Annotated in this window: 24 protein-coding genes; 10 read left to right on the top strand and 14 right to left on the bottom strand. The window is 64.4% G+C overall.

Annotation, left to right across the window (positions count from 1 at the left end; genetic code table 11):
• Positions 1 to 34 precede the first annotated feature (34 nt).
• Positions 35 to 1,252, bottom strand: a complete 1,218-nt coding sequence (locus tag MUH00_RS01045; protein WP_247001800.1) for a DUF7504 family protein — start codon at positions 1,250 to 1,252, stop codon at positions 35 to 37.
• A 119-nt stretch (positions 1,253 to 1,371) separates the two neighbouring features.
• Here MUH00_RS01045 and MUH00_RS01050 point away from each other — a divergent pair, with 119 nt between their 5' ends.
• Positions 1,372 to 1,782: a DUF7344 domain-containing protein gene (locus MUH00_RS01050; RefSeq protein ID WP_247001802.1), complete on the top strand. Its 411-nt coding sequence runs from the start codon at positions 1,372 to 1,374 to the stop codon at positions 1,780 to 1,782.
• Between the two features lie 28 nt (positions 1,783 to 1,810).
• Here MUH00_RS01050 and moaC read toward each other — a convergent pair whose 3' ends face one another.
• Both moaC and MUH00_RS01060 read right to left on the bottom strand, forming a co-directional pair.
• A complete protein-coding gene (moaC, locus tag MUH00_RS01055; RefSeq protein ID WP_247001804.1) occupies positions 1,811 to 2,308 on the bottom strand; it encodes a cyclic pyranopterin monophosphate synthase MoaC in 498 nt (165 codons plus the stop codon).
• Positions 2,301 to 3,749: an NAD(P)H-hydrate dehydratase gene (locus MUH00_RS01060; RefSeq protein ID WP_247001806.1), complete on the bottom strand. Its 1,449-nt coding sequence runs from the start codon at positions 3,747 to 3,749 to the stop codon at positions 2,301 to 2,303. Before MUH00_RS01060 ends, moaC begins: the two co-directional genes overlap by 8 nt.
• A 153-nt stretch (positions 3,750 to 3,902) precedes the next feature.
• Between MUH00_RS01060 and MUH00_RS01065 the strand changes: the two genes are divergently transcribed.
• Together MUH00_RS01065 and MUH00_RS01070 are read left to right on the top strand one after the other, a co-directional pair.
• Entirely contained in the window at positions 3,903 to 5,066 is a 1,164-nt protein-coding gene (locus MUH00_RS01065; protein ID WP_247001808.1) for a thiolase family protein, read from the top strand.
• A 75-nt stretch (positions 5,067 to 5,141) separates the two neighbouring features.
• Entirely contained in the window at positions 5,142 to 5,285 is a 144-nt protein-coding gene (locus MUH00_RS01070) for an SDR family oxidoreductase (RefSeq protein WP_247004035.1), read from the top strand.
• Positions 5,286 to 5,545: 260 nt separating this feature from the next.
• Here MUH00_RS01070 and MUH00_RS01075 read toward each other — a convergent pair whose 3' ends face one another.
• Complete coding sequence (locus MUH00_RS01075; RefSeq protein ID WP_247001810.1) at positions 5,546 to 5,824, bottom strand: acylphosphatase; 279 nt, start codon at positions 5,822 to 5,824, stop codon at positions 5,546 to 5,548.
• Between the two features lie 80 nt (positions 5,825 to 5,904).
• Positions 5,905 to 6,222 (bottom strand): histone acetyltransferase, encoded by a 318-nt coding sequence (locus tag MUH00_RS01080; RefSeq protein ID WP_247001812.1) that lies wholly within the window; start codon positions 6,220 to 6,222, stop codon positions 5,905 to 5,907.
• A gap of 266 nt (positions 6,223 to 6,488) precedes the next feature.
• Between MUH00_RS01080 and MUH00_RS01085 the strand changes: the two genes are divergently transcribed.
• The 3 genes from MUH00_RS01085 to MUH00_RS01095 are packed head-to-tail and all read left to right on the top strand — an operon-like array spanning position 6,489 to position 8,415.
• Positions 6,489 to 7,103 carry an SAM-dependent methyltransferase gene (locus MUH00_RS01085; RefSeq protein WP_247001814.1) on the top strand — a complete coding sequence of 205 codons (615 nt, stop codon included), beginning with the start codon at positions 6,489 to 6,491 and terminating at the stop codon, positions 7,101 to 7,103.
• A gap of 59 nt (positions 7,104 to 7,162) precedes the next feature.
• Complete coding sequence (locus MUH00_RS01090) at positions 7,163 to 8,167, top strand: MBL fold metallo-hydrolase (protein ID WP_247001816.1); 1,005 nt, start codon at positions 7,163 to 7,165, stop codon at positions 8,165 to 8,167.
• Positions 8,167 to 8,415 carry a hypothetical protein gene (locus tag MUH00_RS01095; RefSeq protein WP_247001818.1) on the top strand — a complete coding sequence of 83 codons (249 nt, stop codon included), beginning with the start codon at positions 8,167 to 8,169 and terminating at the stop codon, positions 8,413 to 8,415. The genes MUH00_RS01090 and MUH00_RS01095 overlap by 1 nt, the downstream gene beginning before the upstream one ends.
• Positions 8,416 to 8,431: 16 nt before the next feature.
• On the opposite strand, the gene MUH00_RS01100 is transcribed toward MUH00_RS01095, so the two are convergent.
• Together MUH00_RS01100 and MUH00_RS01105 are read right to left on the bottom strand one after the other, a co-directional pair.
• Positions 8,432 to 8,749 carry a DUF3784 domain-containing protein gene (locus MUH00_RS01100; RefSeq protein ID WP_247001820.1) on the bottom strand — a complete coding sequence of 106 codons (318 nt, stop codon included), beginning with the start codon at positions 8,747 to 8,749 and terminating at the stop codon, positions 8,432 to 8,434.
• Between the two features lie 76 nt (positions 8,750 to 8,825).
• A complete protein-coding gene (locus tag MUH00_RS01105) occupies positions 8,826 to 9,737 on the bottom strand; it encodes a DNA-3-methyladenine glycosylase family protein (RefSeq protein WP_247001822.1) in 912 nt (303 codons plus the stop codon).
• Between the two features lie 161 nt (positions 9,738 to 9,898).
• Here MUH00_RS01105 and MUH00_RS01110 point away from each other — a divergent pair, with 161 nt between their 5' ends.
• Positions 9,899 to 10,375: a DUF555 domain-containing protein gene (locus MUH00_RS01110; RefSeq protein ID WP_247001824.1), complete on the top strand. Its 477-nt coding sequence runs from the start codon at positions 9,899 to 9,901 to the stop codon at positions 10,373 to 10,375.
• A gap of 164 nt (positions 10,376 to 10,539) precedes the next feature.
• On the opposite strand, the gene MUH00_RS01115 is transcribed toward MUH00_RS01110, so the two are convergent.
• The 4 genes from MUH00_RS01115 to MUH00_RS01130 all read right to left on the bottom strand — a co-directional run bounded on the left by MUH00_RS01115 (position 10,540) and on the right by MUH00_RS01130 (position 12,951).
• Complete coding sequence (locus MUH00_RS01115) at positions 10,540 to 10,776, bottom strand: UPF0058 family protein (protein ID WP_247004037.1); 237 nt, start codon at positions 10,774 to 10,776, stop codon at positions 10,540 to 10,542.
• Positions 10,777 to 11,046: 270 nt separating this feature from the next.
• Positions 11,047 to 11,226 carry a DUF7836 family putative zinc-binding protein gene (locus MUH00_RS01120; protein WP_247001826.1) on the bottom strand — a complete coding sequence of 60 codons (180 nt, stop codon included), beginning with the start codon at positions 11,224 to 11,226 and terminating at the stop codon, positions 11,047 to 11,049.
• Between the two features lie 114 nt (positions 11,227 to 11,340).
• Positions 11,341 to 12,309, bottom strand: a complete 969-nt coding sequence (locus tag MUH00_RS01125; RefSeq protein WP_247001828.1) for a transcription initiation factor IIB — start codon at positions 12,307 to 12,309, stop codon at positions 11,341 to 11,343.
• A 357-nt stretch (positions 12,310 to 12,666) separates the two neighbouring features.
• Positions 12,667 to 12,951 (bottom strand): DUF357 domain-containing protein, encoded by a 285-nt coding sequence (locus MUH00_RS01130; RefSeq protein ID WP_247001830.1) that lies wholly within the window; start codon positions 12,949 to 12,951, stop codon positions 12,667 to 12,669.
• A gap of 110 nt (positions 12,952 to 13,061) precedes the next feature.
• On the opposite strand from MUH00_RS01130, the gene MUH00_RS01135 reads away from it, so the two are divergent.
• Together MUH00_RS01135 and MUH00_RS01140 are read left to right on the top strand one after the other, a co-directional pair.
• Positions 13,062 to 13,199 carry a hypothetical protein gene (locus MUH00_RS01135; RefSeq protein ID WP_247001831.1) on the top strand — a complete coding sequence of 46 codons (138 nt, stop codon included), beginning with the start codon at positions 13,062 to 13,064 and terminating at the stop codon, positions 13,197 to 13,199.
• A 155-nt stretch (positions 13,200 to 13,354) separates the two neighbouring features.
• Positions 13,355 to 14,674 carry an FAD-dependent oxidoreductase gene (locus tag MUH00_RS01140; protein WP_247001834.1) on the top strand — a complete coding sequence of 440 codons (1,320 nt, stop codon included), beginning with the start codon at positions 13,355 to 13,357 and terminating at the stop codon, positions 14,672 to 14,674.
• Here MUH00_RS01140 and MUH00_RS01145 read toward each other — a convergent pair.
• Together MUH00_RS01145 and MUH00_RS01150 are read right to left on the bottom strand one after the other, a co-directional pair.
• Positions 14,671 to 14,853 (bottom strand): hypothetical protein, encoded by a 183-nt coding sequence (locus MUH00_RS01145; RefSeq protein ID WP_247001836.1) that lies wholly within the window; start codon positions 14,851 to 14,853, stop codon positions 14,671 to 14,673. The genes MUH00_RS01140 and MUH00_RS01145 overlap by 4 nt on opposite strands.
• A gap of 168 nt (positions 14,854 to 15,021) precedes the next feature.
• Positions 15,022 to 16,611: an HTTM domain-containing protein gene (locus MUH00_RS01150; protein ID WP_247001838.1), complete on the bottom strand. Its 1,590-nt coding sequence runs from the start codon at positions 16,609 to 16,611 to the stop codon at positions 15,022 to 15,024.
• A 205-nt stretch (positions 16,612 to 16,816) separates the two neighbouring features.
• Here MUH00_RS01150 and MUH00_RS01155 point away from each other — a divergent pair, with 205 nt between their 5' ends.
• The gene (locus tag MUH00_RS01155; RefSeq protein WP_247001839.1) at positions 16,817 to 17,233 is read left to right on the top strand and encodes a thiol-disulfide oxidoreductase DCC family protein; all 417 of its coding nucleotides are present in this window, start codon (positions 16,817 to 16,819) and stop codon (positions 17,231 to 17,233) included.
• A gap of 211 nt (positions 17,234 to 17,444) precedes the next feature.
• Here the strand turns inward: MUH00_RS01155 and MUH00_RS01160 are convergent, their stop codons facing one another.
• The gene (locus MUH00_RS01160; protein ID WP_247001841.1) at positions 17,445 to 19,718 is read right to left on the bottom strand and encodes a BGTF surface domain-containing protein; all 2,274 of its coding nucleotides are present in this window, start codon (positions 19,716 to 19,718) and stop codon (positions 17,445 to 17,447) included.
• Between the last annotated feature and the right edge of the window lie 355 nt (positions 19,719 to 20,073).

The raw sequence follows: 20,073 nt of genomic DNA on the forward strand, positions 1-20,073 counted from the left end.
TCTCGAATCCGTCGAGCCGCGCCGTCGGTACCGATTACGTCTCGGTACCGCCGACATCGGTTTGGAACCACTCGGTCGTGTGTCCCGTCTCGCGGATGTGCCAGCGCTGTTCGGGGCCGTCGGCGCCGACGCGCAGTTCGACGACGACGTCAAACAGTTCCTCGACGGCTCGCACGTGTTCGGAGGTGCGATCCGTCAGCATCACGTAATGGCCGATCCCCGAGGCCCGTCGAACCCGGTCCGTGACGGTTTCGAGAAAGTCGGCGACGGAGTCGCCGTCGTACTGCGATCGAATCGAGCCGAGGGAATCGAGACAGACGCGAAGCTGTCCGGGGGAGAGTCCGTCGCACGCGGCCGCGAGCGTCTCCACTGCGTCGACGAGCTCCGCGGCCAGCGCGTCGAGATCGCCGGCTACCGGTCTGACCGACGGCCGTTGGGGTGCCGCCTCCATCGCGGCGACGGATCGGCTGCCGCCGCCGTGATCGACGACGACGGAGCGCGGGGGAGCGGCCTCGACCGCGTCCAGCCGATCGATCGCGCTCTCGACGTCGTGTCCGTGGACGGCGACGACGCGGGCGCGATCCGGGGCCGTCCCGAGCAGATCGCGGCTGGTCGCCTCGCTGACTTCGTGCGGGACCGAGCCCACGACGAGGAGGTTCCCGCCGGTTCGGTTGATTCGGGTGAGCGTCGGCTGGACCGTCACCGTCCCGCCGCTGCGGACTATGATATCGTACTCGTGAAACGGCACGCGGAGTCCGCCCTCACCGCGCGCGACTCCGTTTCCTCGGGGGCGAAAGAGCGCGTTCAGCGCGTTCCGATCGAGAACCGCGTCGATCGCGTCCCGGACGGCGATCGGGTCGGCGTCGGTCGCGGCCGTAACCGCCGAGACGACCGTGGAGAGTAGCGATTGCGGGCCGTCCCAGTCGTGAGTGACCGTCGCCGCCGCCGCGTCGTCGATCGCGCCCAGCGCGTCCGTCGCGGACGCGCTCGGCCGATCGAGAACGGTTATCGTTTCGTCGCTCTCGACGATCGAAACCGCGTCGTCGATTTCGAGTGCGACGACCACCGTCGGCGAGTCGGCGGTCGCGGGGTCGAAGAGCGCGTTCAGTGCGTCGGGATCCACGATGTCGTTGAGCACGGGGACATCGTACGGGCTGGCTCCCGTCGCCTCTGCGACCGCGCGTACCAGCCCGGACGCGACCGCCGCTCCGTGTGTTCCCGAGGTGTCTACCGACGACTCGTCGCCGTTCATACAGCCCCGTTCGTGATCCAGAGATGAATACCCATCGCTCAAACGGGGTTCGTCTGGACGATCAATTTCAATGATCCAGCACGACCTGTTAATACGTTCGACCACGATAGCGTGCACTGATGACCGAAGACGCCGACGATCGATCCGGGGATGCCGGCTCGAATATCCCGCACGACCTCTCGATGCGGTTGGCCACAGAGGGTGAGCGATCGCGCGTCGACGAACTCTTCGACGCGCTCTCTCACCGGCGGCGTCGTCTCGTGCTGTACTATCTGAAAGCCAACGAACAGACCACCCTCGACGAACTCGCCGACTGGGTCGCTACGATCGAAGCCAGACCGAACGGAAGCGAAGCGACGGCCGAGCAGCGGGAAGCCGCCGCAATCGATCTCTTTCACATCCACCTTCCGAAACTGGCCGATCTGAAGGTTATCGAATACGACCGTCGAAGCGGCGACGCCAGGTACCGCGATCCGCCGGAGACGGTCGACCAACTGCTCCGGGCGGCGGCGGTGATGGAGTTCGAGTAAGGGACGACTACCGTCTCGGTCGATCGGTTCAGCGGCGGCGTTTCTCCTTCTCGAGCACCCGGACGTTCTCGAGTCCCGTCTCCGGATACCGTCCCCGTTCGTCCTTCTCGACGGCCTTGACCATGTCCCAGACGACGTTCAATCCGGTCGTGACGCCCTCCAGAGCCTCCATCTCGCAGCCGGTCTTGCCGGTGGTCTCGACGGCGACCTCGAGTTCGATCCGATCGTCGCGGAGGTCGAATGCGGTGTCGACGTTCGTGATCGGGATCTGGTGGCACATCGGGATCGCCTCCCAGGTGTGTTTGACCGCCTGGATCGCGCCGACGCGGGCCGTCGCGAGCACGTCGCCCTTTCCCACCTGGTCGTCGCGGATCGCCTCGATCGTCGACGGCCGGAGTCGGATCTCGCCGGCGGCGACGGCACGGCGCTCGCTGTCGGGTTTGTCGCCGACGTCGACCATCTGCACGTCGCCCTCGGCGGTCGTGTGGGTGAGGTCGTCGGCCGCTGACTCGTCTTTCTCACCCATCGGTCTCACCCCACAGTGCCTCCGGGATCGCATACAGCATGTCGGACGCGACGTAGCCGTTGGCGTCGGTCTCGGCCAGTCGCTCCCCCGCGAGCCCGTTGACATGCGCGCCCGCGGCCGCAGCGTCGATCGCGTCGGCGTGGTCGAATAGGGCGGCGACGATACCGGCGAGCAGGTCTCCGGTGCCGCCGACTTTCATGCCCGGGGTGCCCGATCGGCTGATCCGCGTCCGATCGCCGTCCGTGATAACGTCGGCGGCGCCCTTCGCGAGGATCACGTGGCCGAGGTCGGCCGCGAAGGCCTCGATTTCGTCGGCCGCCGCGGCCAGATCGTCGGTGTCGGGTCCGCCCATCGCCGCCAGCTCCCCGCGATTGGGCGTACAGATCAGCGTCGCCTCGGTCTCGACCTCGGGCACGACCCGGAGGGCGTCCGCGTCGACGACCGCACGGCCCGTATGTGATTCGAGGAACCGGCGGGTCGCGTCCAGGGTCTCGTCGGCGTTCCCGAGTCCGGGGCCGATGACGACGACGTTCTCGTACCGCTCCGCGGTCTCGACGAGGTCGTCGACCTGGTCCGGAGTGAGACGGGCGCCCTCGTAGGGCTGGACGATCAGATCCTCTGCGTAGCTCTGGATCTCGCCAGTCACGGACTCGGGGGCCGCAACGAACGAGAGCTCGGCGCCGGCCCGCAGCGCGGCCTGCGCGGCCAGTGCCGGCGCGCCGGTGTACGGTCCGCCGCCGATGATATAGGGTCGGCCCTCCCGATCGTCGGGCCGGGCGAGACGGACGTCACCGGGGCCGACGAACCGCTCGGCGGCCGCCGGAATGCCGATATCGGCGACCGTCACCTCGGCGTCGAGATCGGACAGCCCCGGCTTCTCGTCGTGGAACGTGACGACGTAGTCCGCTTCGACGCCGTTTTCGGCGTGGTCGCCCGCGTCCTCCGCGTCCGGTTCGGCGTTCGCGTCGAACCCGGACGGAACGTCGACCGCCACGACGGTCGCGTCGGCCTCGTTGATCGCCCGCGCGGCGGTCGCGGCGGGCTCGCGCAGTTCGCCGCTGATCCCCGTCCCCAGCATCGCGTCGACGGTCACGTCGCAATCGGGCAGCTCGAACTCGCTCGAATCCGTTACTTCCCGCGTCTCGTACCCCGCCCGCCGGAGGGCCTCCCAGTTCTCGCGGGCGATCTCGGTCCCGATCGCGTCCGATCGGCCGAGCAGGATCGTCGTCGCATCGTACTCGTCTAAAAATCGGGCGGCGACGAACGCGTCGCCGCCGTTGTTCCCCCGGCCGGCGACGATCGCGACCCGATCGCCGGGGTCGGCGACTTCTCGAACCTGCCTGGCGACGGCGTTCCCGCTGGACTCCATCAGCTGCTTTCGTGGTACGCCGAGCGCGGCGGCGTTCTCGTCGACGGCAGCCATCCGCTCGCCTGTGATCATACACTGGTCTTCGTCCGGCCCGCCGTTCAACATTGCGGACCTCGCGGGTCACGTGCGACCGCCGACCCGCGACGGCGACGGTGGCGAACAGACGTTCGCCGACGAGGATCCGCGTCCACAGGATATTTCGTGTCAGCCGTTCTCGAATCGCACATGCAAGAGGCAGTTATCGTCGACGCCGTTCGGACGCCGTTCGGCGATCGCGACGGCGCGTTTGCGGACGTCCACCCGCAGGATCTCGCGGCGGAGCCGCTGCTCGCCTTAGAAGAGCGACTGGGGTTCGATCCGGAGCGGACGATCGAGGACGTCATCTACGGCTGCGTGACGCCGATCGGCGAGCAGGGCGGGAACATCGGCCGGCTCGCCCCGCTGGTCGCCGGCTGGGGCGACGACGTGCCGGGCGTCCAGTTAAACCGGATGTGCGGCTCCGGCCAACAGGCGGTCAACTTCGCCGCCGGCGCGGTCGCGACGGGCGCCCACGACGTGCTCGTCGCCGGCGGCGTCGAGCACATGACTCGGGCGCCGATCGGCAGCGACTACGATGGCGTCGCGTCCTCGTACTTCGACCACTACGACGAACTGGTCCACCAGGGCGAGAGCGCCGAACGGATCGCCGAGGAGTGGGGGTTCGGCCGTCGCGAGTTGGACGAACTCGCCGCCGACTCACAGCGGCGGTGGAAGGGGGCCTGGGACGCGGGGCGATACGAGTCGCAGATCACGCCGGTCGAAGTCGAGGTCGACGGCGAGACGCGCGTTGTCGACGCGGACGAACACCCGCGGCCGGAGTCGACCGCGGACGGCCTCGGCGAATTGCCGCTCGCGTTCCGCGATGCGGGCGACGGCGTGATCCACGCGGGCAACTCCTCCGGGATCGTCGACGGCGCGAGCGCAGTCCTCGTCGCGAGACGCGAGGTCGCCGAGGAACGCGGCTGGGAGCCGATGGCCCGCATCGTCCAAACCGAAGTGGTCGGCGTCGATCCCGTCACGATGCTCACCGGCCCGATCCCCGCGACCGAGGGCGTACTCGAGAAGACCGACCTGACGATCGACGACGTCGACCTGTTCGAGGTCAACGAGGCGTTCGCCTCCGTCGTCGCCGCCTGGCTCGAGGAGATGGACGTTCCGCGGGCGGAACTCTGGGAGCGGACGAACGTCAACGGCGGCGCGATCGCCCACGGCCACCCGCTCGGGGCGACCGGCGCGGCGCTGATCACGAAACTCGTCCACGAACTCGATCGAACCGGGAAAGACGTTGGCCTCTCGACGATGTGCATCGGGTTCGGCCAGGGGATCGCGACGATCGTGGAACGAATCTAGGGTATCGATTCGTACTGGACCAAAATCAGCCCCCGAATACGATCGCCCGTCGTTTTCGAGGACACCGCGACGGACATCTCCCGGACGACGCCAGCGGGCCACCTCGGCCGCGGGGAGGACGTCGCGACGCTCGCCGTCTACTTCGCGAGCGAGCAGGCGGGGTTCGTCACGGGCCAGGCCGTCGGCGTCACCGGCGGCGTCGATCTCTTCACATACTGATCGGCGATCGGCGCCGGTTTTCGACGGCGGTTTCTCGCCGGCGGGCGTCGGATACATCTATTCGTCTGACCGCAGTATCGACGATACTCACTATGCTCTGCCCGCAGTGCCAACAACGATTCAGACCGAGAGCGACCGACGATACCGTCGGCGGAAAGAACGTGGTTTTCATCAGTTGTAGAACCTGCAACACCGTCATCGGAATCGTGTGATTCCGCTCGGTCGGGTCGCACGATCGAGCGGGTACCCGCCTCCGGCAATCAGTACCGGACCTCGAATCCCTCCTCGCCCCGCGGCTCTTCGTACTCGACCGCGACGTCGTTCACATCGGCCGCCGGGCTGCCCTCGTGGCAGAACTCGATCATCGACTCGACGGCGTTCTCGGGGCCCTCGAAGACGGCCTCGACGCGTCCGTCCTGCAGGTTCTTGACCCAGCCGTCGACGCCGTGCTCGCGGGCCGTCTCGCGGGTCGTCGCTCGATAGAAGACGCCCTGTACCTTTCCCGAGACGAAAACGTGCGCCCGGCTTCGGTCTGTCATGTGCGAGCCATCGATCGCGATCGGTAAAAATCCCGTTCGTTCCGCGATCGACCGCGACTAGTCGCCGACAGCGGCAATCGTCAGTCCTCGATGGGCTCGGTGAGTTGCTGACACCGATCGATCCACCGCACCTCGTAGGTTCCCGGACCGACCACGCGTCCGTGAAGATCGGTAATCGTTTCGACGCCTGCGTCCGTACACCAGTCGATACAGGTCAGATACGCCCCGAAATCGAACGTCTCGTGAAGCGTCGCGTCCCGTTCGATCCGTACCGTCTCGAACCCGGCGAGCGCAGTCGCGAACGCACGCGTGTGGCCGTCGGATAGGTACCACGCCCCGTCGTATTCGAAGGCGGGAAGCGGATCGTAGTTCGGCTCGTCGAAATCGAACCACTCCACCACGTCCGCCAATTTTTCGCTCGATATGTACAGCTGGGTGGGGCGGATCTCGTCGATCGGAAGACGACGTGTCATTCGACCGGTTAGATCTACGCGACCGTACGGAGAATACTCCTTTGGTGCCGCTGACGCCCGCGGTACCGTCGGCCAGGTCGATGTCGTCAGCCATGCCGACCACGTGTTCCGTTCGACCCTACTTCGACGCTCCCTGATCCATCATCGCCCTGACCACACCCTATAGGTCAGCGGAGCCGAATGTTGTGGTGATGAAGTTCGACGAACTCGAGCGCGTGTACGGATGCGACGAGTACTACTGGGGAACAGAGCCGAACGAGATGGCCGAGCGGACGGCGGCGCTCGCGTCGGAGACGATCGACGACGTCACGGCGATCGATATCGGCGCCGGAGAGGGGCGCGACGCGGTGTACTTCGCCGAACGGGGGTGGGACGTGTACGCGCTGGACGTGTCGCCCAACGGCTTGCGGAAGGCGGAGCGACTCGCGCGGGACCGCGGGGCATCCCTTCGGACGATCGAAGCCGACGCGAACGAGGCCGTCCCTCCCGAACCGGTCGACGTCGTCTACTCGGCGGGGACGATCCAGTACATCCGGCCCGAGAACCGACGGCGCCAGTTCGATCGGTTCAAGGAGCGGACGGTCTCCGGCGGACTGCACGCAATGTTCGCGTTCGTCGATCACCCCGCAATCCCGACGCCACCGGACTGGACGGAAAACGAGCACTTCTACTCACCTGGCGAGCTGGCGGGCTACTACGAGGACTGGGACGTCGTTCGCCGCCGAGAGATCGTGTTCGACGACGACTCGGGCGACGAACCCCACCAGCACGCGGCGGAGATACTGTTCGCGCGGAAATCGTCCTGAATCGAATCCGGGTCGCGGAACCGACAACCCAAGGTGGTCCGACCCCGTATCCGGTCCCAGTGACCGTACGGCATCGGGACGGGATCCACTTCGAGTTCGAGGCTGACGGCGAGGCTGCAGTCGTCGCGGACGCGCGCAACGCCGTCGGCGAGGTGAACGTCGTTAGCCACGCCCACGCCGATCACACGTTCCGATCGACGCCGGGAACCGTGGTCTGCTCCGCCGAGACGGCGGCGATCGCGGCCGCCCGAACTGGGACCGAGTTCGAGTACGTCGATCGCGCGCCGGGGATCGACCTCGTCCCGGCGGGCCACGTCGTCGGCTCCCGCGCGGCCCTGATCGAAGACGAGGCCGGACGACGATACTGTTACACCGGCGACGTCTCGATCCGCGATCGGTGCTATCTCGACGGGTTCGATCCGAGCGCGATCGAGGCGGACGTACTGGTGATCGAGACCACCTACGGCAGACCGAAGTACCGATTTCCGCCCCAGGCCGACCTCGAATCCGAAATCGTCGACTGGATCCGCGACAACGACGATCGGCCGCTGTTCCTGTTCGGCTACTCGCTCGGCCGGGCGCAGAAACTGCAGTGGATAGCACGGGAGGCAACCGAGCGATCCGGCGATCGAGAGATCCTGGCCTCCGAGTCGATTCGCGACGTCACGCGAGCGATCGAGTCGGCGACCGACCTCTCGTTCGACGGCCAGCCGTACGATTCGCTGCGCGGACTGACCGACGAGATCGTGATCCTGCCGTCGAACCAGGCCCGATCGGAGTGGGTCGAGCGGACGGTCGATCGCGAGGACGGACTGAAGGCCGGCTTTTCGGGCTGGGCCGTCGACGACTCCTTTCGGTACCGGGGGAACTACGACGCCACCTTCCCGCTGACCGACCACTGTGACTTCGACGAACTCGTCTCGGTAGTCTGCGAGATCGATCCCGAGGTCGTCTACACCCACCACGGCTCCGACGAGGCGTTCGCGGACGCGCTCGCGACCGAGTACGGCTACCGGGCGCGACCGCTGAAACGCGATCAGCGAACGCTCGGGGAGTTTTGCTGATGGGGGTCCTCGATCGCCTCGAAGACGAGTTCGTCGACGTCTCGAGTCGCCGCGCGACGATCCGGGAGTTGCTCGAACTCGCCGTCGGCGCGCTCGTGTTCGTCCTCGCCGCGGCCGGACTCGCGTACTACATGGCCGGACGGACGGCCGCGATCGGCGTCGCCGTAGTGTTGGCCGCCGTGTTCACGGTGACGATCGCCTCGCAGGCCTACTGGGCGGTGACGGGGAGAAAGGACTACGACGAGTGATCGTCCGCTGATCGTTTCAACGAGCCGTTTCGTACCGGCGGGTACCGCGAATCATTCGAACGGTTAGTAGCCCGACACCGACCACGAACGCGATCCAGACGCCCTCGCTCGCGTCGATCGGTTCCGCGTACTCGACGGCGGCGACCGCGAGCAAGAGCGCGGCGACGTACAGCGTGTTCGTCCCGATGAAATCCGCGAGTCCCTCCTCGTCGGTCACGGCGTCCGGATCGTACCCTGCGATCAGGGAGACCATCCCTGCGTACTTGATCAGCGCTCCGAATAGGCCGACGAATCCGGCCGCGACGAGCAAGGAGACGATCGTTCCCGTACTCATACGCGATAGTTGACGGTTATCCAACAAAACTGTTCCGCACGGCCGGTGCGGGCTGCGAGCGCGGGTCTGAGCCGGTTCACTCGCCGGTTCGGAGGTGATGAAACACGTACGTCTGCGCGTACCCCGCACACTCGCCGCCGAATCGCTGGCGGATGGCCCGCGAGGTCGCCGCGTACGAGCCCCGATCGCAGTCGGGGTAGTGCTCCTCGATCGCGGACCTGATCCAGGTGTCGAGCGGGACGGCCTCGTCGAAGCCCAGCGAGAACAGCAGGATGCAGTCGGCCACCTTGTCCCCGACGCCGACGAACCGGGTGAGGTAGTCGCGGGCGGCCTCGTACTCGAGATCCCGCGCCTCGGCGGGGTGGGCCTCGCCGTTCGCGACCATCTCGGCCGTTCGCACGACGTACGGGGCGCGGTAGCCCAGTCCGAGCTCGCGAAGCTCCGACTCGGTCGCGGCCGCGAGCTGCTCCGGCGTCGGGAACGCGTACACGGCCTCGCCGTCGAACTCGATCGCGTCGCCGTACTCGCGGGCGAGCGTCGAAACCATGCGGTGGATGCGCCTGACGCGCATCTGGGCCGAGCAGATGAAGGAGATCAGCGTCCCGAAGGGCGGATCCGCGACGAGGCGCATCCCGCAGTGTGCCTCGTAAGCCTCCCGGACCAGCGGATCCTCGGGGGCGGCCGCGGCGATCGACTCGAGGTCGTCGTCGAGGCGCAGGAGTCGGCGGAGGATCGGTTCCGCGTCGGTCGTCGACCGCCACTCCAGTACGCCGTCTCGCTGTCGAACGCGGATCACCTCCCCGGAAGACGAGCCGTCGCCGACGAAGCGCCCGTCGACGACCGTGTGGTACCACGCCTCGGGCGCGGGGTCGCCGCCGTACATCTCGCCGTCCGATCGACGCCAGAGGTAGCTCTGGCCGCTTTCGAGCGTCCGGTAGAGGTCGAGTCCGCCCGCGAGGTCGTCGATCGCGATCGCGCCCGTCTGCATTCGAACGAGAGTTGGTGAGGAACGGCTTGGCCCTTTCGAACCGGTCCCCTGCAGAGGGAACCTCGAGAGAACCGCCGCTCGGGGGCGCTGACTCGGTACGCGGGCCGGATCCCGGGTCACCGAGGCGAACCTTCATACCGGATGCGATACAATAACCGTGTATGAACTGCAGGGTCGTCGTCGAAGCCGCGGTGCCGGTGTTCGACGTGGAGACGGAAGACGAGGCGATCCGTATCGCCATCTCGAAGACGGGCGAGATGTTGAACCCTGATCTGAACTACGTGGAGATCAACATGGGCGAGCGGACCTCACCGTCGGGGGAGGAACTCCCGCCCGCGTTCATCGCAGCGGACGAGGCGCTCGTCGCGCTCGAACTGGAGATGACCGTCTTCAACGTCGAGCGCGAGGAACACGCCTCGCGAATCGCACGCAAAGAGATCGGGCAACGGCTCGAAAACATCCCGCTGGAGGTCAACCAGGTCGACGTGCTCGAAGAGGAGGACGACGACGAGAAAACGGCGGACGCGGAGACGGACTCCGACGATACTGAGTCGGATTCAGACGCCGACGCGGAGCCGTCGGACGAAGACGACGACGACGAGGAGATCCTTCCCGAGTTCGAAGACCTCGTCGAATAGTACGGCCCCGGTTTCCCGCTGAAACAGTCGGTAATCGATCGTCACCGGCGCCGATCTCCGATCGCGACGATCGTTTCGGTCGGAACGAGTTTAGCGGAGACAAAGAGGAGAACGAGAGACGGTCGTCTCTGCAATCGATTTCGGTCAGAGGTGCAGCGTAAAACTCAGTCTGCGGTAGCGGCGACGGCTTCCTGCTCCCCCTCTCGCATGTTCGTCGTGATTCCCCCTGCGAGTGCAAAAACAGCAGCCTTGTGGTCGGTTTTTGATTTGTGAATCGATGTCGGTCGAATACCGAGCGATTCGTACTCTTCGAGATCGATCTGGCAGTCGTTCCACTCCGCGCACTGGTTCGATACTTCGGCGAGAAGGCCGTGAAGGTGAATGAGCTCCTGCTTCTTCATAACCATCCAATGGTATCCACTGCAGGGTTATATTATTATCTTGAGTCGCGTTAACATGCAGCCCCTGTTCGATTACTAGTGTATCAGTTTATGAGACCGATCGAAACCGTCGCCTACTGTCGATAATCTCGATTCCACTGGGCTCGTAAACGCTGCGTTATCGCCGTAAGGCGCTGTTTCTCTCCATCTTTTGACAGCGGTTCGTTCGAGAGCTAAACGGCCGCCACGACGAAAAAATATGACGGGCGAAAACGGAACGAGCGCGACCGATCAACCGAGTTGTTTCAACGTCTGGAGATCGCGGTCCGTCCGCATAAACTCGGACGTACGCCGAGACGCGTGACAGTTCGGGCAGTGGAACATTTCGGCGGGCGTCGGGAGTTTGTCCGGCGAAAGCTGCCAATCTTTCGCACACTCGGGACACAACAGTTGAACGGTCGTTTCATCCATGATACCCGTTTGCACACGGGGCGACAAAAGCTTTGTCGCGCGTACGACGGCACCGCGAAAATCCGACAAGTCAAGCTGAACCGAACGTCGAGACGCCGACCCGGATACCAGTCTTCAGGCCGGCGCCGCGGTGTCCGACGCTTCGAGCAGTTCCTTGTAGCGGTTGCGAATGGTCACTTCGGAGATGCTGGCGACCTCGCTGACGTCGTTCTGGGTGACCTTCTCGTTGGTCAGCAGCGCCGCGGCGTAGACCGACGCGGCCGCGAGGCCGACCGGCGACTTGCCGCTGTGGACGCCCTTCTGACGGGCCGATTCGAGCAGTTCCCGTGCCATTCGCTCGGTCTCGTCGGAGAGATCGAGGTCGCTGACGAACCGCGGGACGTAGTGTTCGGGATCGGCCGGTTTGACCTCGAGGCCGAGCTCGCGAATCACGTACCGGTACGTGCGGGTGAGCTCCATCTTGTCGACGCGGCTGACGGCCGAAATCTCGTCGAGGCTGCGCGGCGTCCCCGCCTGTCGGGCGGCGGCGTACAGCGAGGCCGTGGCGACACCCTCGATCGATCGGCCGGGGAGGAGGTCCTCTTCGAGCGCGCGGCGGTAGATGACCGAGGCGGTCTCGCGGACGTTCTCGGGGAGGCCGAGCGCGCTTGCCATTCGATCGATTTCGCCGAGCGCCTGCTTGAGGTTGCGCTCCTTGGAGTCGCGGGTGCGAAAGCGCTCGTTCCAGGTGCGCAGGCGCTGCATCTTCTGGCGTTGGCGACTGGAGAGCGTCCGGCCGTAGGCGTCTTTGTCCTGCCAACCGATGTTGGTCGAGAGCCCCTGGTCGTGCATCATGTTCGTCGTCGGGGCGCCCACGCGGCTCTTCTCGTCCTTCTCGGCGGCGTCGAACGCGCGCCACTCCGGCCCGCGATCGATCTCGTCCTCCTCGACGACCAGTCCGCAATCCTCGCAGACGGTCTCGGCGTGCTCCGTGTCCGAAACGAGTCGACCACCGCACTCCGGACAGTGCTCGCGCTCGTCGGTTCGCGGCGTCGATTCCTCCTCCGCCTCTCTCTCGTACGTTCGGATATTGGTGTCTGTCATGGGATATCGGGTCGGTTACTCGGGGCTCCCGGGTGGGGTAACCAGAAGAAACCCGGTCGCCTCAGCTAACATAGAGTAAGGCCGTAAGGGATATAAAGATTTCGGCCAGCTTATAAACTGTCTGGATATCCTGTTATATATGTTTCGGTTATATGGTTATTAATCGTTCGGAATGTGTGGGTTGCCCACCCGGCGATACTCGCCGCGTCGATCGTCGGTGACCGGGCGAAGCCGGATTCGGTCGCGGGAGACGACGGCACGGGACCACCTCGTCGTTCGGACGTCCATTCCGGACGGATAAAACAGTAGTACCCACACAGATTGGAGCTCGCGTCTCCTGGAACCGCCGAAGCCGGCTCAAACCGTGAATAGGTGGCCGTCCGTTGGAACATCGAACAATCCGACTCGCGCACCGGCGTCGAGCCACGCGTGTCCGTACGAAAACGACGCGAGCGCGTTGACGAGGTCGCCGTTCTCTCGAAAGTGATCGCCGTCGGCGAGGTACGACGCGGCCATCTCTCGGCATTCTTCGGCTGCCGTCGCCATCGGCGTACCCTCCGGCGGGGCGATCGTCGCCGCTTCGAGCGCTTCGGCGAGCAGGTCGCCGTACCGATCCGTTTTCTCTTCGAGATCCGCGGTCATACCCGGGACGACGCCGGTCGAGTCCGTAAATCCGTCGAGGGCCGATCGACGCCACGAGGAGATACCGCGTCGGCGTATCGGTTTTACGCGAATCGTCGTGGACGCTGCAAGTGCGACCGATCCAGGTCCTCGTCCCGGGTCGCAAACGGACCGAGGTGTTCCGAACGCTCGGGCGCGAAGAGATCGACTACGTCCGGACCGTGGAACGAAGCGACGTCGATCGAGTCCGCGATCGACGAGCGGATTAGAGAGGAGGTATCCGTCACCATCGAGTTCGTGGAGGGGACGAAGCCGTCCGGGTGGGGACGCCGGCGCGTCAGTGACTGCATTCGGTGCGTCGTAGCAAACGGGTGCCGTTGCTGAGAACGCAAGGGGTTTAGGCGCAGTTTCCCAAGTGTCTGGCATGAGCGATCAGCCTCGTGTCGAGATCTATACCAAAGAGGAGTGCCCCTATTGTGAGAAGGCAACGGATCTCTTCGACAGCAAGGGAGTCGAGTACGAGACCTACAACGTCACCGGAGACGACGATCGCTTCGAAGAGATGGTCGAGCGCGCGGACGGCCGCAAAACCGCACCCGAAGTGTTCATCGACGACGAACTGATCGGCGGCTGGGACGACACCAGTGCCCTCGACGAAACCGGCGAACTCGACGAGAAACTGGGGATCGACGACGACGGCGACAACGAGGTGGAACACCGCAAGCTGATCATCGCCGGCACCGGCATCGCCGGCCTCACCGCCGCGATCTACGCCGGCCGCGCGAACAACGAGCCGCTGGTCATCGAGGGTGACGAACCCGGCGGCCAGCTCACGCTCACGACCGACGTCGCGAACTACCCCGGCTTCCCCGAGGGGATCAGCGGCCCCGAACTCGTGAATAACATGAAAGCGCAGGCGAAGAAGTTCGGTGCCGATCTCATCAACGGCGTCGTCGAACGCGTCGACACCGACACCCGCCCGTTCCGCGTCGAACTGACCAACGGCGACGTCTACACCGCCGACGCCATCATCGCCGCCTCCGGTGCGAGCGCCCGCACGCTGGGCATCCCCGGCGAGGACGAACTCATGGGCTACGGGCTCTCTACCTGCGCGACCTGCGACGGCGCGTTCTTCCGCGACGAGGATATGCTCGTCGTCGGCGGCGGCGACGCCGCCATGGAGGAGGCCACCTTCCTGACGAAGTTCGCCGACACCGTCTACATCGCCCACCGTCGCGACGAGTTCCGCGCCGAAGACTACTGGGTCGACCGCGTCCACGAGAAGGTCGAAGAGGGCGAAATCGAGATCATGAAGAACACCGAACTGATCGAAATCCACGGCTCTCAGGAGGAGGGCGTCGACCGCGTCACCCTCGTCCACAACGAGCAGGGCCATCCGACCGATCGAATCGCCGATCCCGAAACCGAGGAGTTCAAGTTCGACGTCGGCGCCGTTTTCTTCGCGATCGGTCACACCCCGAACACCGAGTACCTCGAAGAGACTGGCGTCGAGATGGACGACGAGGGCTACCTCCGCACCCAGGGCGGCGACGGCGGCGGCCAGACCGAGACGGACGTGCCCGGCATCTTCGGCGCCGGCGACGTCGTCGATTACCACTACCAGCAGGCCGTGACCGCGGCCGGCATGGGCAGCAAGGCCGCCCTCGACGCTGATGAGTACCTCGAAGACCTCGAACGGGCGAACGCGAGCACCGAGACCGAGGCCGCTGCCGCCGACGACTAGTTCGACTTCTCTCTCCACCGATTCGCGAGCAACGCCGCGATGACGATTCCGAACGTCAGCGCGGACGACAACCCGAGCAGCAACTCGTCGAAGACGATCACGAATACGGCGCCGATCGCGAGACCGATCGGCAGCCCGATCGCGAGCGCCAGTACGGTCCGTTCGGTTTGTTCGTCCATCAGTCGTCGCCTCCGCGATGGCGCGTCGTCCCGTTCGAACTCCGGTCGCTCATACCGACTTCTGGTCGGTCCCGGTGCTTCAGCGTGCTGATCGTCCCCGCACGGGTTCGAGGACGGCGATCGGTCGATCGCGAAAAAGACGGCGCCGATCGAGACTCGCTCGCGGCGTCAGGAGTACGTCCGCTGGACGAACTCGCCCGAGCAGTCGTATTCGATCAGCTTGACCTCGACGACGTCCGGTTCGTCCTCGTACGGCCCGGACCGGTCCGACAGCCCGTAGACGGTAAGCCGTTCGACGTCGGTCTCGTGCGAGCGGTTCCAGCGTTCACACAGGTAGTTGGCGAAGTACGACCGGTGTTTCCTATTGCCGGCGAAGCGCATGTTCGAGATGTACTTTCGCTCGCGCGCGGTGTCGTAGGTCGCGTCGACGTTCGGGGGCCGATCCCAGTCGACGTCCGATTCGTGCAACACGTCGACCTCCGATCCGTCCTCCAGTTCGCCCGGAACGACGAGCCACTGGGCCGTCGATATCGGGTTCGGCGCGAACATCCGCCAGCTCTGATCAGCTTGCAGCGTATCGAGGGCTGCCGCTCCCGGCTCGGGAACCTCCGTGTAGCCGACCGCCTCCGCGTTCGAGAGGACGACGAGCACCAGCAACAGCCACGGAATCACCGTCGCGAACAGGACCCGGCCGCGAGCGGTGACGACCGAGAGCGATGGGACGTGCGATCGAACTCCGCCGATCTCGGTCGGTCGAGGAACCGCCAGCACGGGCGCCGTCGCCTGGAACCGCGCCAGAAGCCGCTGCAGCGGATCGGCGATCCCGATTCGCGTCGCGATCGCGGAGACGCCGTCCCAGACGCGGGGTGGGTAAAACAACACCAGTCCCGCGATCACGATCAGCGGGAACAGGTCGATCCGGAGCGTGACGAGCATCCCGAGGTGCATGCCGGCGAACACCGTCGCGATCGCCGCGCGCCCGCGTCCGGTCAGGAGGACGAGCAGCGGGGACAGGAGGATCAGTCCCATCCACGCGTACGTGAACGCGCGCAGCAGCAGGATCTGGTCGGCGAGGTGGTTTCCGAGCAGATAGGTGAAGTGATCGGCCTGGAAGATGTAGGCGACCGCCTCCCCGCCCGTCCACTTTTCGCTCTGGAATTTGTGGATGGCGTTGGTCACGTACATGAGCAGCACCTGCAGCAGGACCGCCATCGTCCCGACGGACGCCACGGTCGGACTCAACTGGGACCGATCTACCCGACGGGCGTCGACCGCCCACCGCGAATCGAGGGGCAAGAAGATCGCCCAGAACAGGAGCATTCGCAACAACACGTCGCCGCCGTTGATGGCCATCGGATTCCGAAGGTGAAGCGAAACCAGCAACAGCCACGAGGCGATCGTCGCGATTCGCGTCCGATACCCCACGAGCAACGCGAGGGCGAACGCCCCCGCGACGCAGAACAGGAGCGCCTGCGCCCACGTCTCCCCCGAGAGCGTGTGGAAGGTGTTGGAGTAGAGCGGCGAATAGTCCGAGTACAGCGCCTCCCGGGGGAGCACGCCCGAATCCGTGTAGAAATCCTCGAGCTTCCGCGCCCGGCGCAGGAGGTCGGCGAGCAACAGCGCGCCGACTGCGATGCGAAACGCGGCGAGGGCCCGACGGTCGATCTCGAACCGACGTCTGATTCCGTTCGCGGTGCGATCCGCGCCGTCTGCGAGGCGATTCCGTGCGTTTGCGAGTCGTTGCCGGTCCAGTGCCATCCTGCTGTTACACCGTCTACCACGAGTCTCGACCGGACTCGTATAAGCTTGTTGAACGGTGAAATGATCGTTGCACCGTTCCCGAAGTCGGCGGGCGTCGGGCCGTTCGGGGCCGGGTCGGTCGTCCGCTGTCGGTCGACTGCGCTGGGGCTGCGTGCGATCGCAATACTGAACTGCCGAGCCGCCAAACGCTAGCCCAGTGCCGATGAGCGTCGAGATTCCGGATGACGATCCGATCGTCCTCTTCGACGGCGTCTGTAACCTCTGTAACGGGTTCGTGCAGTTTCTCGTGCCGCGGGACTCGGAGGAACGGTTCCACTTCGCATCGCTCCAGTCGGAGGTCGGGAAACAGCTGTTAGCCGACCACGATCTCCCGACCGACGAACTGGAGTCGATCGTGCTCATCGAGGGCGACGACTGCTACGTCAAGTCCGGCGCGGTCATTCGGATCGCGGCGCTGCTCGGCGGCGTCTACGCGCTCTGCTCCCCGTTTCGGTTCGTGCCGCGATCGGTTCGCGATCGCGCGTACGACCTCGTCGCCAGTAATCGGTACCGCCTGTTCGGCGAGCGCGATCGCTGCATGATGCCGACCGGGAACGTCCAGGAGCGATTCCTCGAGTAACGTCGAGCACCGCGGCAGCGGACTGCATCGTTTTTCTCGATTCGCGCCATGGGGTAGCCGTTCCTGTACGCAGTCGTCAGTCCGATCACGACCGATCGTTAGTCACGATGACGGCCCGTGGTACGATCGAGAAGTACAGCCGTTGCTACCCGGTATAGCGCCAATAAAATGAAACCGCAAAGGCCGGAGTGATCCGGTGGTTAGTTACTGGTTAGTCCTTGCGGACGGCCAGCATGGCGGCGGCGAGCAGCGCGACGAGCGCGACAGCGACGCCGAAGCCGGGTACGGGGTTGTCGCCGTCATCGCCGTCACTGTCGGTGTCGTTACCGCCAGTGTCATCAGAGCCGCCGGTGTCATCGGAGTCACCGTCACCGGAGGTGCCGTCACCGGGAGTGCCGTCACTCTCATTTGTAACGGTCAGCGTGCCGGAGTCTTCGGCGTCGTCGGTGGTGACCGACCACTCGATGTCGCCTGCGGCGCTGGTGTTGAAGTCGTAGGAGTTCTCCCAGGATTCGCTAGCGTTGAGGTCGAGTTCGCCGCTGTCGACTTCTTCGCCGGCGATGGTGACCGTGTAGTTGGTCATGTTCGCCTCATCACCGTTGTTGGTGATGTTCACGTCGAGGGTTGCTTCCCCGTCGACTTGGACCGTCTCCGGTGCGTTAGTCTCGAGGTTGATCCCTTCGGGTTCTTCGACGGGTTCGCCCTGGACGAAGATACCTTCCGACACTGCCTTCGTGTCACTGTCGATCATGGCACGGACCAGACGGATTTCCTCGCCGGGATCGTGGCTGCTGAGATCGAACGTCGTCGAGACTTTACCGTTCTCGTCGACGGTGGCGGCGTCGGTGTAGATCTCCGAAGTTGCACGCACACGGAAGTCAGTTGTCGTACCGGGTGCGACGTTCGTCGTAGCGGCGATTTCGGACGCTTCGCCGTTACCAACCTTGAAGCGGTCGTCGTCGTCGAACTCACCGTCGAGTTCGATAGTGGGTTCTTCGACGTCGAAATCGGCGTCAGCGACTTCGTTCTCATCGACGTACGGGTTGGCTTCGGTTACGTTGAACTCAGCGTTCCAAGTTTCGTCGGCGCCGAGGTCCTCGACCGCGCCGACATCGACGACGACGTAGAACCTGTTGTTGTCTTCGTCAGTGACGATGTTGTATTCGGAGCTGTTCAGATCCTCAAGCGTGAAACTGTCGGGCGTGCCGTAGCGCGGTTTGTCCGTGTCTTCGAAGTTGAACTCGAGACCCTCGCCGCTCGCCCAGTTACCGTCGTCGAACGCGTAGCCGTAGATACCGGACGCTTCGACTTCGGTGACCAGGAGGTCACGCTCGGTCACGTAGTCGCGTTCGGTAGCGTTGTCCGCGATGATGTCGGCGTCGACATCGTCGACGTTGTAGTCACCGGGGAGGACCGACGGCTTCAGGTCGCTGGTCGATCGCTCGGTGAGGAGCAGGACCGCAGCGTCGACTTCGTCGGACTGACCATTGACGTAGGCTTCGAGGTCGTAGTCGCCCGGAAGGAGACGCTGATCGTCACCGAACGTCGCATTCTCGTCGCCGCCGAGGTACTCGGTGACGGTCACGTCGCTGCCGGAGATTGGTTCACCCTCGTCATCGAGGACGGTCACGACGTCATCGTTACCGTGGCCGGCCTTGTACGAGTTGAACTGAACGGTCACGTTGTCCTCGTCGCCGATGTTCTCGACGGCGATCTCAGCACGGTAGTACCCTTCCTGGTCCGTCACGTTGACAACGAGATTGTTGGTCGACTGGACGTCGACGGTGAATTCGGCGACGTCGCCGGCGTTCTCCTCGTAGTTTCTGTCGTCGAACGAAGCGTCAGAGTCGATCGCCTCGTTGACGGTGACCTCAGCGGTTTCTTCGGCGGTCGTGTCGGCGACGGAAACCGTGAACGTGTAGTTACCGGTGTCCGAATTGGAGAAGTCAGCCGAGACGCTGTCACCGTTAGTGTCGTTAACCGTCACTGCGACTTTGTCCTCGTCGTCGACCTGCGTGTCTTCGCCGAAGATTTCTTCGAGGTCGCTTGCGCTGAGCGATTCGCCGTCGCGCTCACCGCTGATGTGGAGAGTGACATCTCCGGCACGGGCTTCCTCACTACTGACGTCGTCGTACGTGAGGGAGGTTTCTTCCTGATTGACCGTGCTGTCTTCGAACCCGACGTCGATCTTGTGCTCGAAGATCCAGAAGGTTTCCGTTGTCTGGTTACCGTGCTGGATCTCGTAGCGACCTTGGTCGAGGTCGCTCGTATCGAGGGTCGCGTTACCGCTGTCGTCGACGTAGAGGTTTCGGACAGCGTCGTCGCCCTGCACTAAGTCAGCAGGTTTGTTGAGATCCGTAATTTGCACTTGTTGGCCGATCCATACGTTCTCGACATCGTCCGCGCTGAACGTGGCGTCGATGTGGTTGTCGGCGGCGACAGCGCCCGTAAAGGAAGCTGCCATCGCGACAACGGAGAGGACCATAAGCGCGGCCAGGAACACTGCGCGTCCCTTTTCGCGGTATGATGGTTCGTTTGTCATGTATTATGTTGTTATCGTGATTGTGTGGTTCGCGTGCGATTCGCCTGGAGCGCGAACCAACCACCGATGCAATGACCGAGGTGGTCGGCTCGCACCGGGTAGGGGTATCCGGATGTATTAAAGGGTCTGTAATAAGTTTTCTGGATGAACAGTCAGTCTGTTGTACCAAGTAAACATCGGCATAATCAGGGGGCTCAACCGGGTTCGATCGGTTTTTCTCGATTTCCATCACCGATCGAGACACACAGGACAACGCGTGATTATCCGTCCCGCGTCGGTCGGAGTCGACGATCCCGTT

The sequence above is a fragment of the Halosolutus gelatinilyticus genome, assembly GCF_023028105.1.
GTDB classification, from domain to species: domain Archaea; phylum Halobacteriota; class Halobacteria; order Halobacteriales; family Natrialbaceae; genus Halosolutus; species Halosolutus gelatinilyticus.

Excerpts from the sequence above, each read along its gene's own strand:
- MUH00_RS01045 (WP_247001800.1), bottom strand. The coding sequence starts at position 1,252 with ATGAACGGCGACGAGTCGTCGGTAGACACCTCGGGAACACACGGAGCG.
- MUH00_RS01050 (WP_247001802.1), top strand. The coding sequence starts at position 1,372 with ATGACCGAAGACGCCGACGATCGATCCGGGGATGCCGGCTCGAATATC.
- moaC (WP_247001804.1), bottom strand. The coding sequence starts at position 2,308 with ATGGGTGAGAAAGACGAGTCAGCGGCCGACGACCTCACCCACACGACC.
- MUH00_RS01060 (WP_247001806.1), bottom strand. The coding sequence starts at position 3,749 with ATGATCACAGGCGAGCGGATGGCTGCCGTCGACGAGAACGCCGCCGCG.
- MUH00_RS01065 (WP_247001808.1), top strand. The coding sequence starts at position 3,903 with ATGCAAGAGGCAGTTATCGTCGACGCCGTTCGGACGCCGTTCGGCGAT.
- MUH00_RS01075 (WP_247001810.1), bottom strand. The coding sequence starts at position 5,824 with ATGACAGACCGAAGCCGGGCGCACGTTTTCGTCTCGGGAAAGGTACAG.
- MUH00_RS01085 (WP_247001814.1), top strand. The coding sequence starts at position 6,489 with ATGAAGTTCGACGAACTCGAGCGCGTGTACGGATGCGACGAGTACTAC.
- MUH00_RS01095 (WP_247001818.1), top strand. The coding sequence starts at position 8,167 with ATGGGGGTCCTCGATCGCCTCGAAGACGAGTTCGTCGACGTCTCGAGT.
- MUH00_RS01100 (WP_247001820.1), bottom strand. The coding sequence starts at position 8,749 with ATGAGTACGGGAACGATCGTCTCCTTGCTCGTCGCGGCCGGATTCGTC.
- MUH00_RS01105 (WP_247001822.1), bottom strand. The coding sequence starts at position 9,737 with ATGCAGACGGGCGCGATCGCGATCGACGACCTCGCGGGCGGACTCGAC.
- MUH00_RS01110 (WP_247001824.1), top strand. The coding sequence starts at position 9,899 with ATGAACTGCAGGGTCGTCGTCGAAGCCGCGGTGCCGGTGTTCGACGTG.
- MUH00_RS01115 (WP_247004037.1), bottom strand. The coding sequence starts at position 10,776 with ATGAAGAAGCAGGAGCTCATTCACCTTCACGGCCTTCTCGCCGAAGTA.
- MUH00_RS01120 (WP_247001826.1), bottom strand. The coding sequence starts at position 11,226 with ATGGATGAAACGACCGTTCAACTGTTGTGTCCCGAGTGTGCGAAAGAT.
- MUH00_RS01125 (WP_247001828.1), bottom strand. The coding sequence starts at position 12,309 with ATGACAGACACCAATATCCGAACGTACGAGAGAGAGGCGGAGGAGGAA.
- MUH00_RS01130 (WP_247001830.1), bottom strand. The coding sequence starts at position 12,951 with ATGACCGCGGATCTCGAAGAGAAAACGGATCGGTACGGCGACCTGCTC.
- MUH00_RS01140 (WP_247001834.1), top strand. The coding sequence starts at position 13,355 with ATGAGCGATCAGCCTCGTGTCGAGATCTATACCAAAGAGGAGTGCCCC.
- MUH00_RS01145 (WP_247001836.1), bottom strand. The coding sequence starts at position 14,853 with ATGGACGAACAAACCGAACGGACCGTACTGGCGCTCGCGATCGGGCTG.
- MUH00_RS01150 (WP_247001838.1), bottom strand. The coding sequence starts at position 16,611 with ATGGCACTGGACCGGCAACGACTCGCAAACGCACGGAATCGCCTCGCA.
- MUH00_RS01155 (WP_247001839.1), top strand. The coding sequence starts at position 16,817 with ATGAGCGTCGAGATTCCGGATGACGATCCGATCGTCCTCTTCGACGGC.
- MUH00_RS01160 (WP_247001841.1), bottom strand. The coding sequence starts at position 19,718 with ATGGTCCTCTCCGTTGTCGCGATGGCAGCTTCCTTTACGGGCGCTGTC.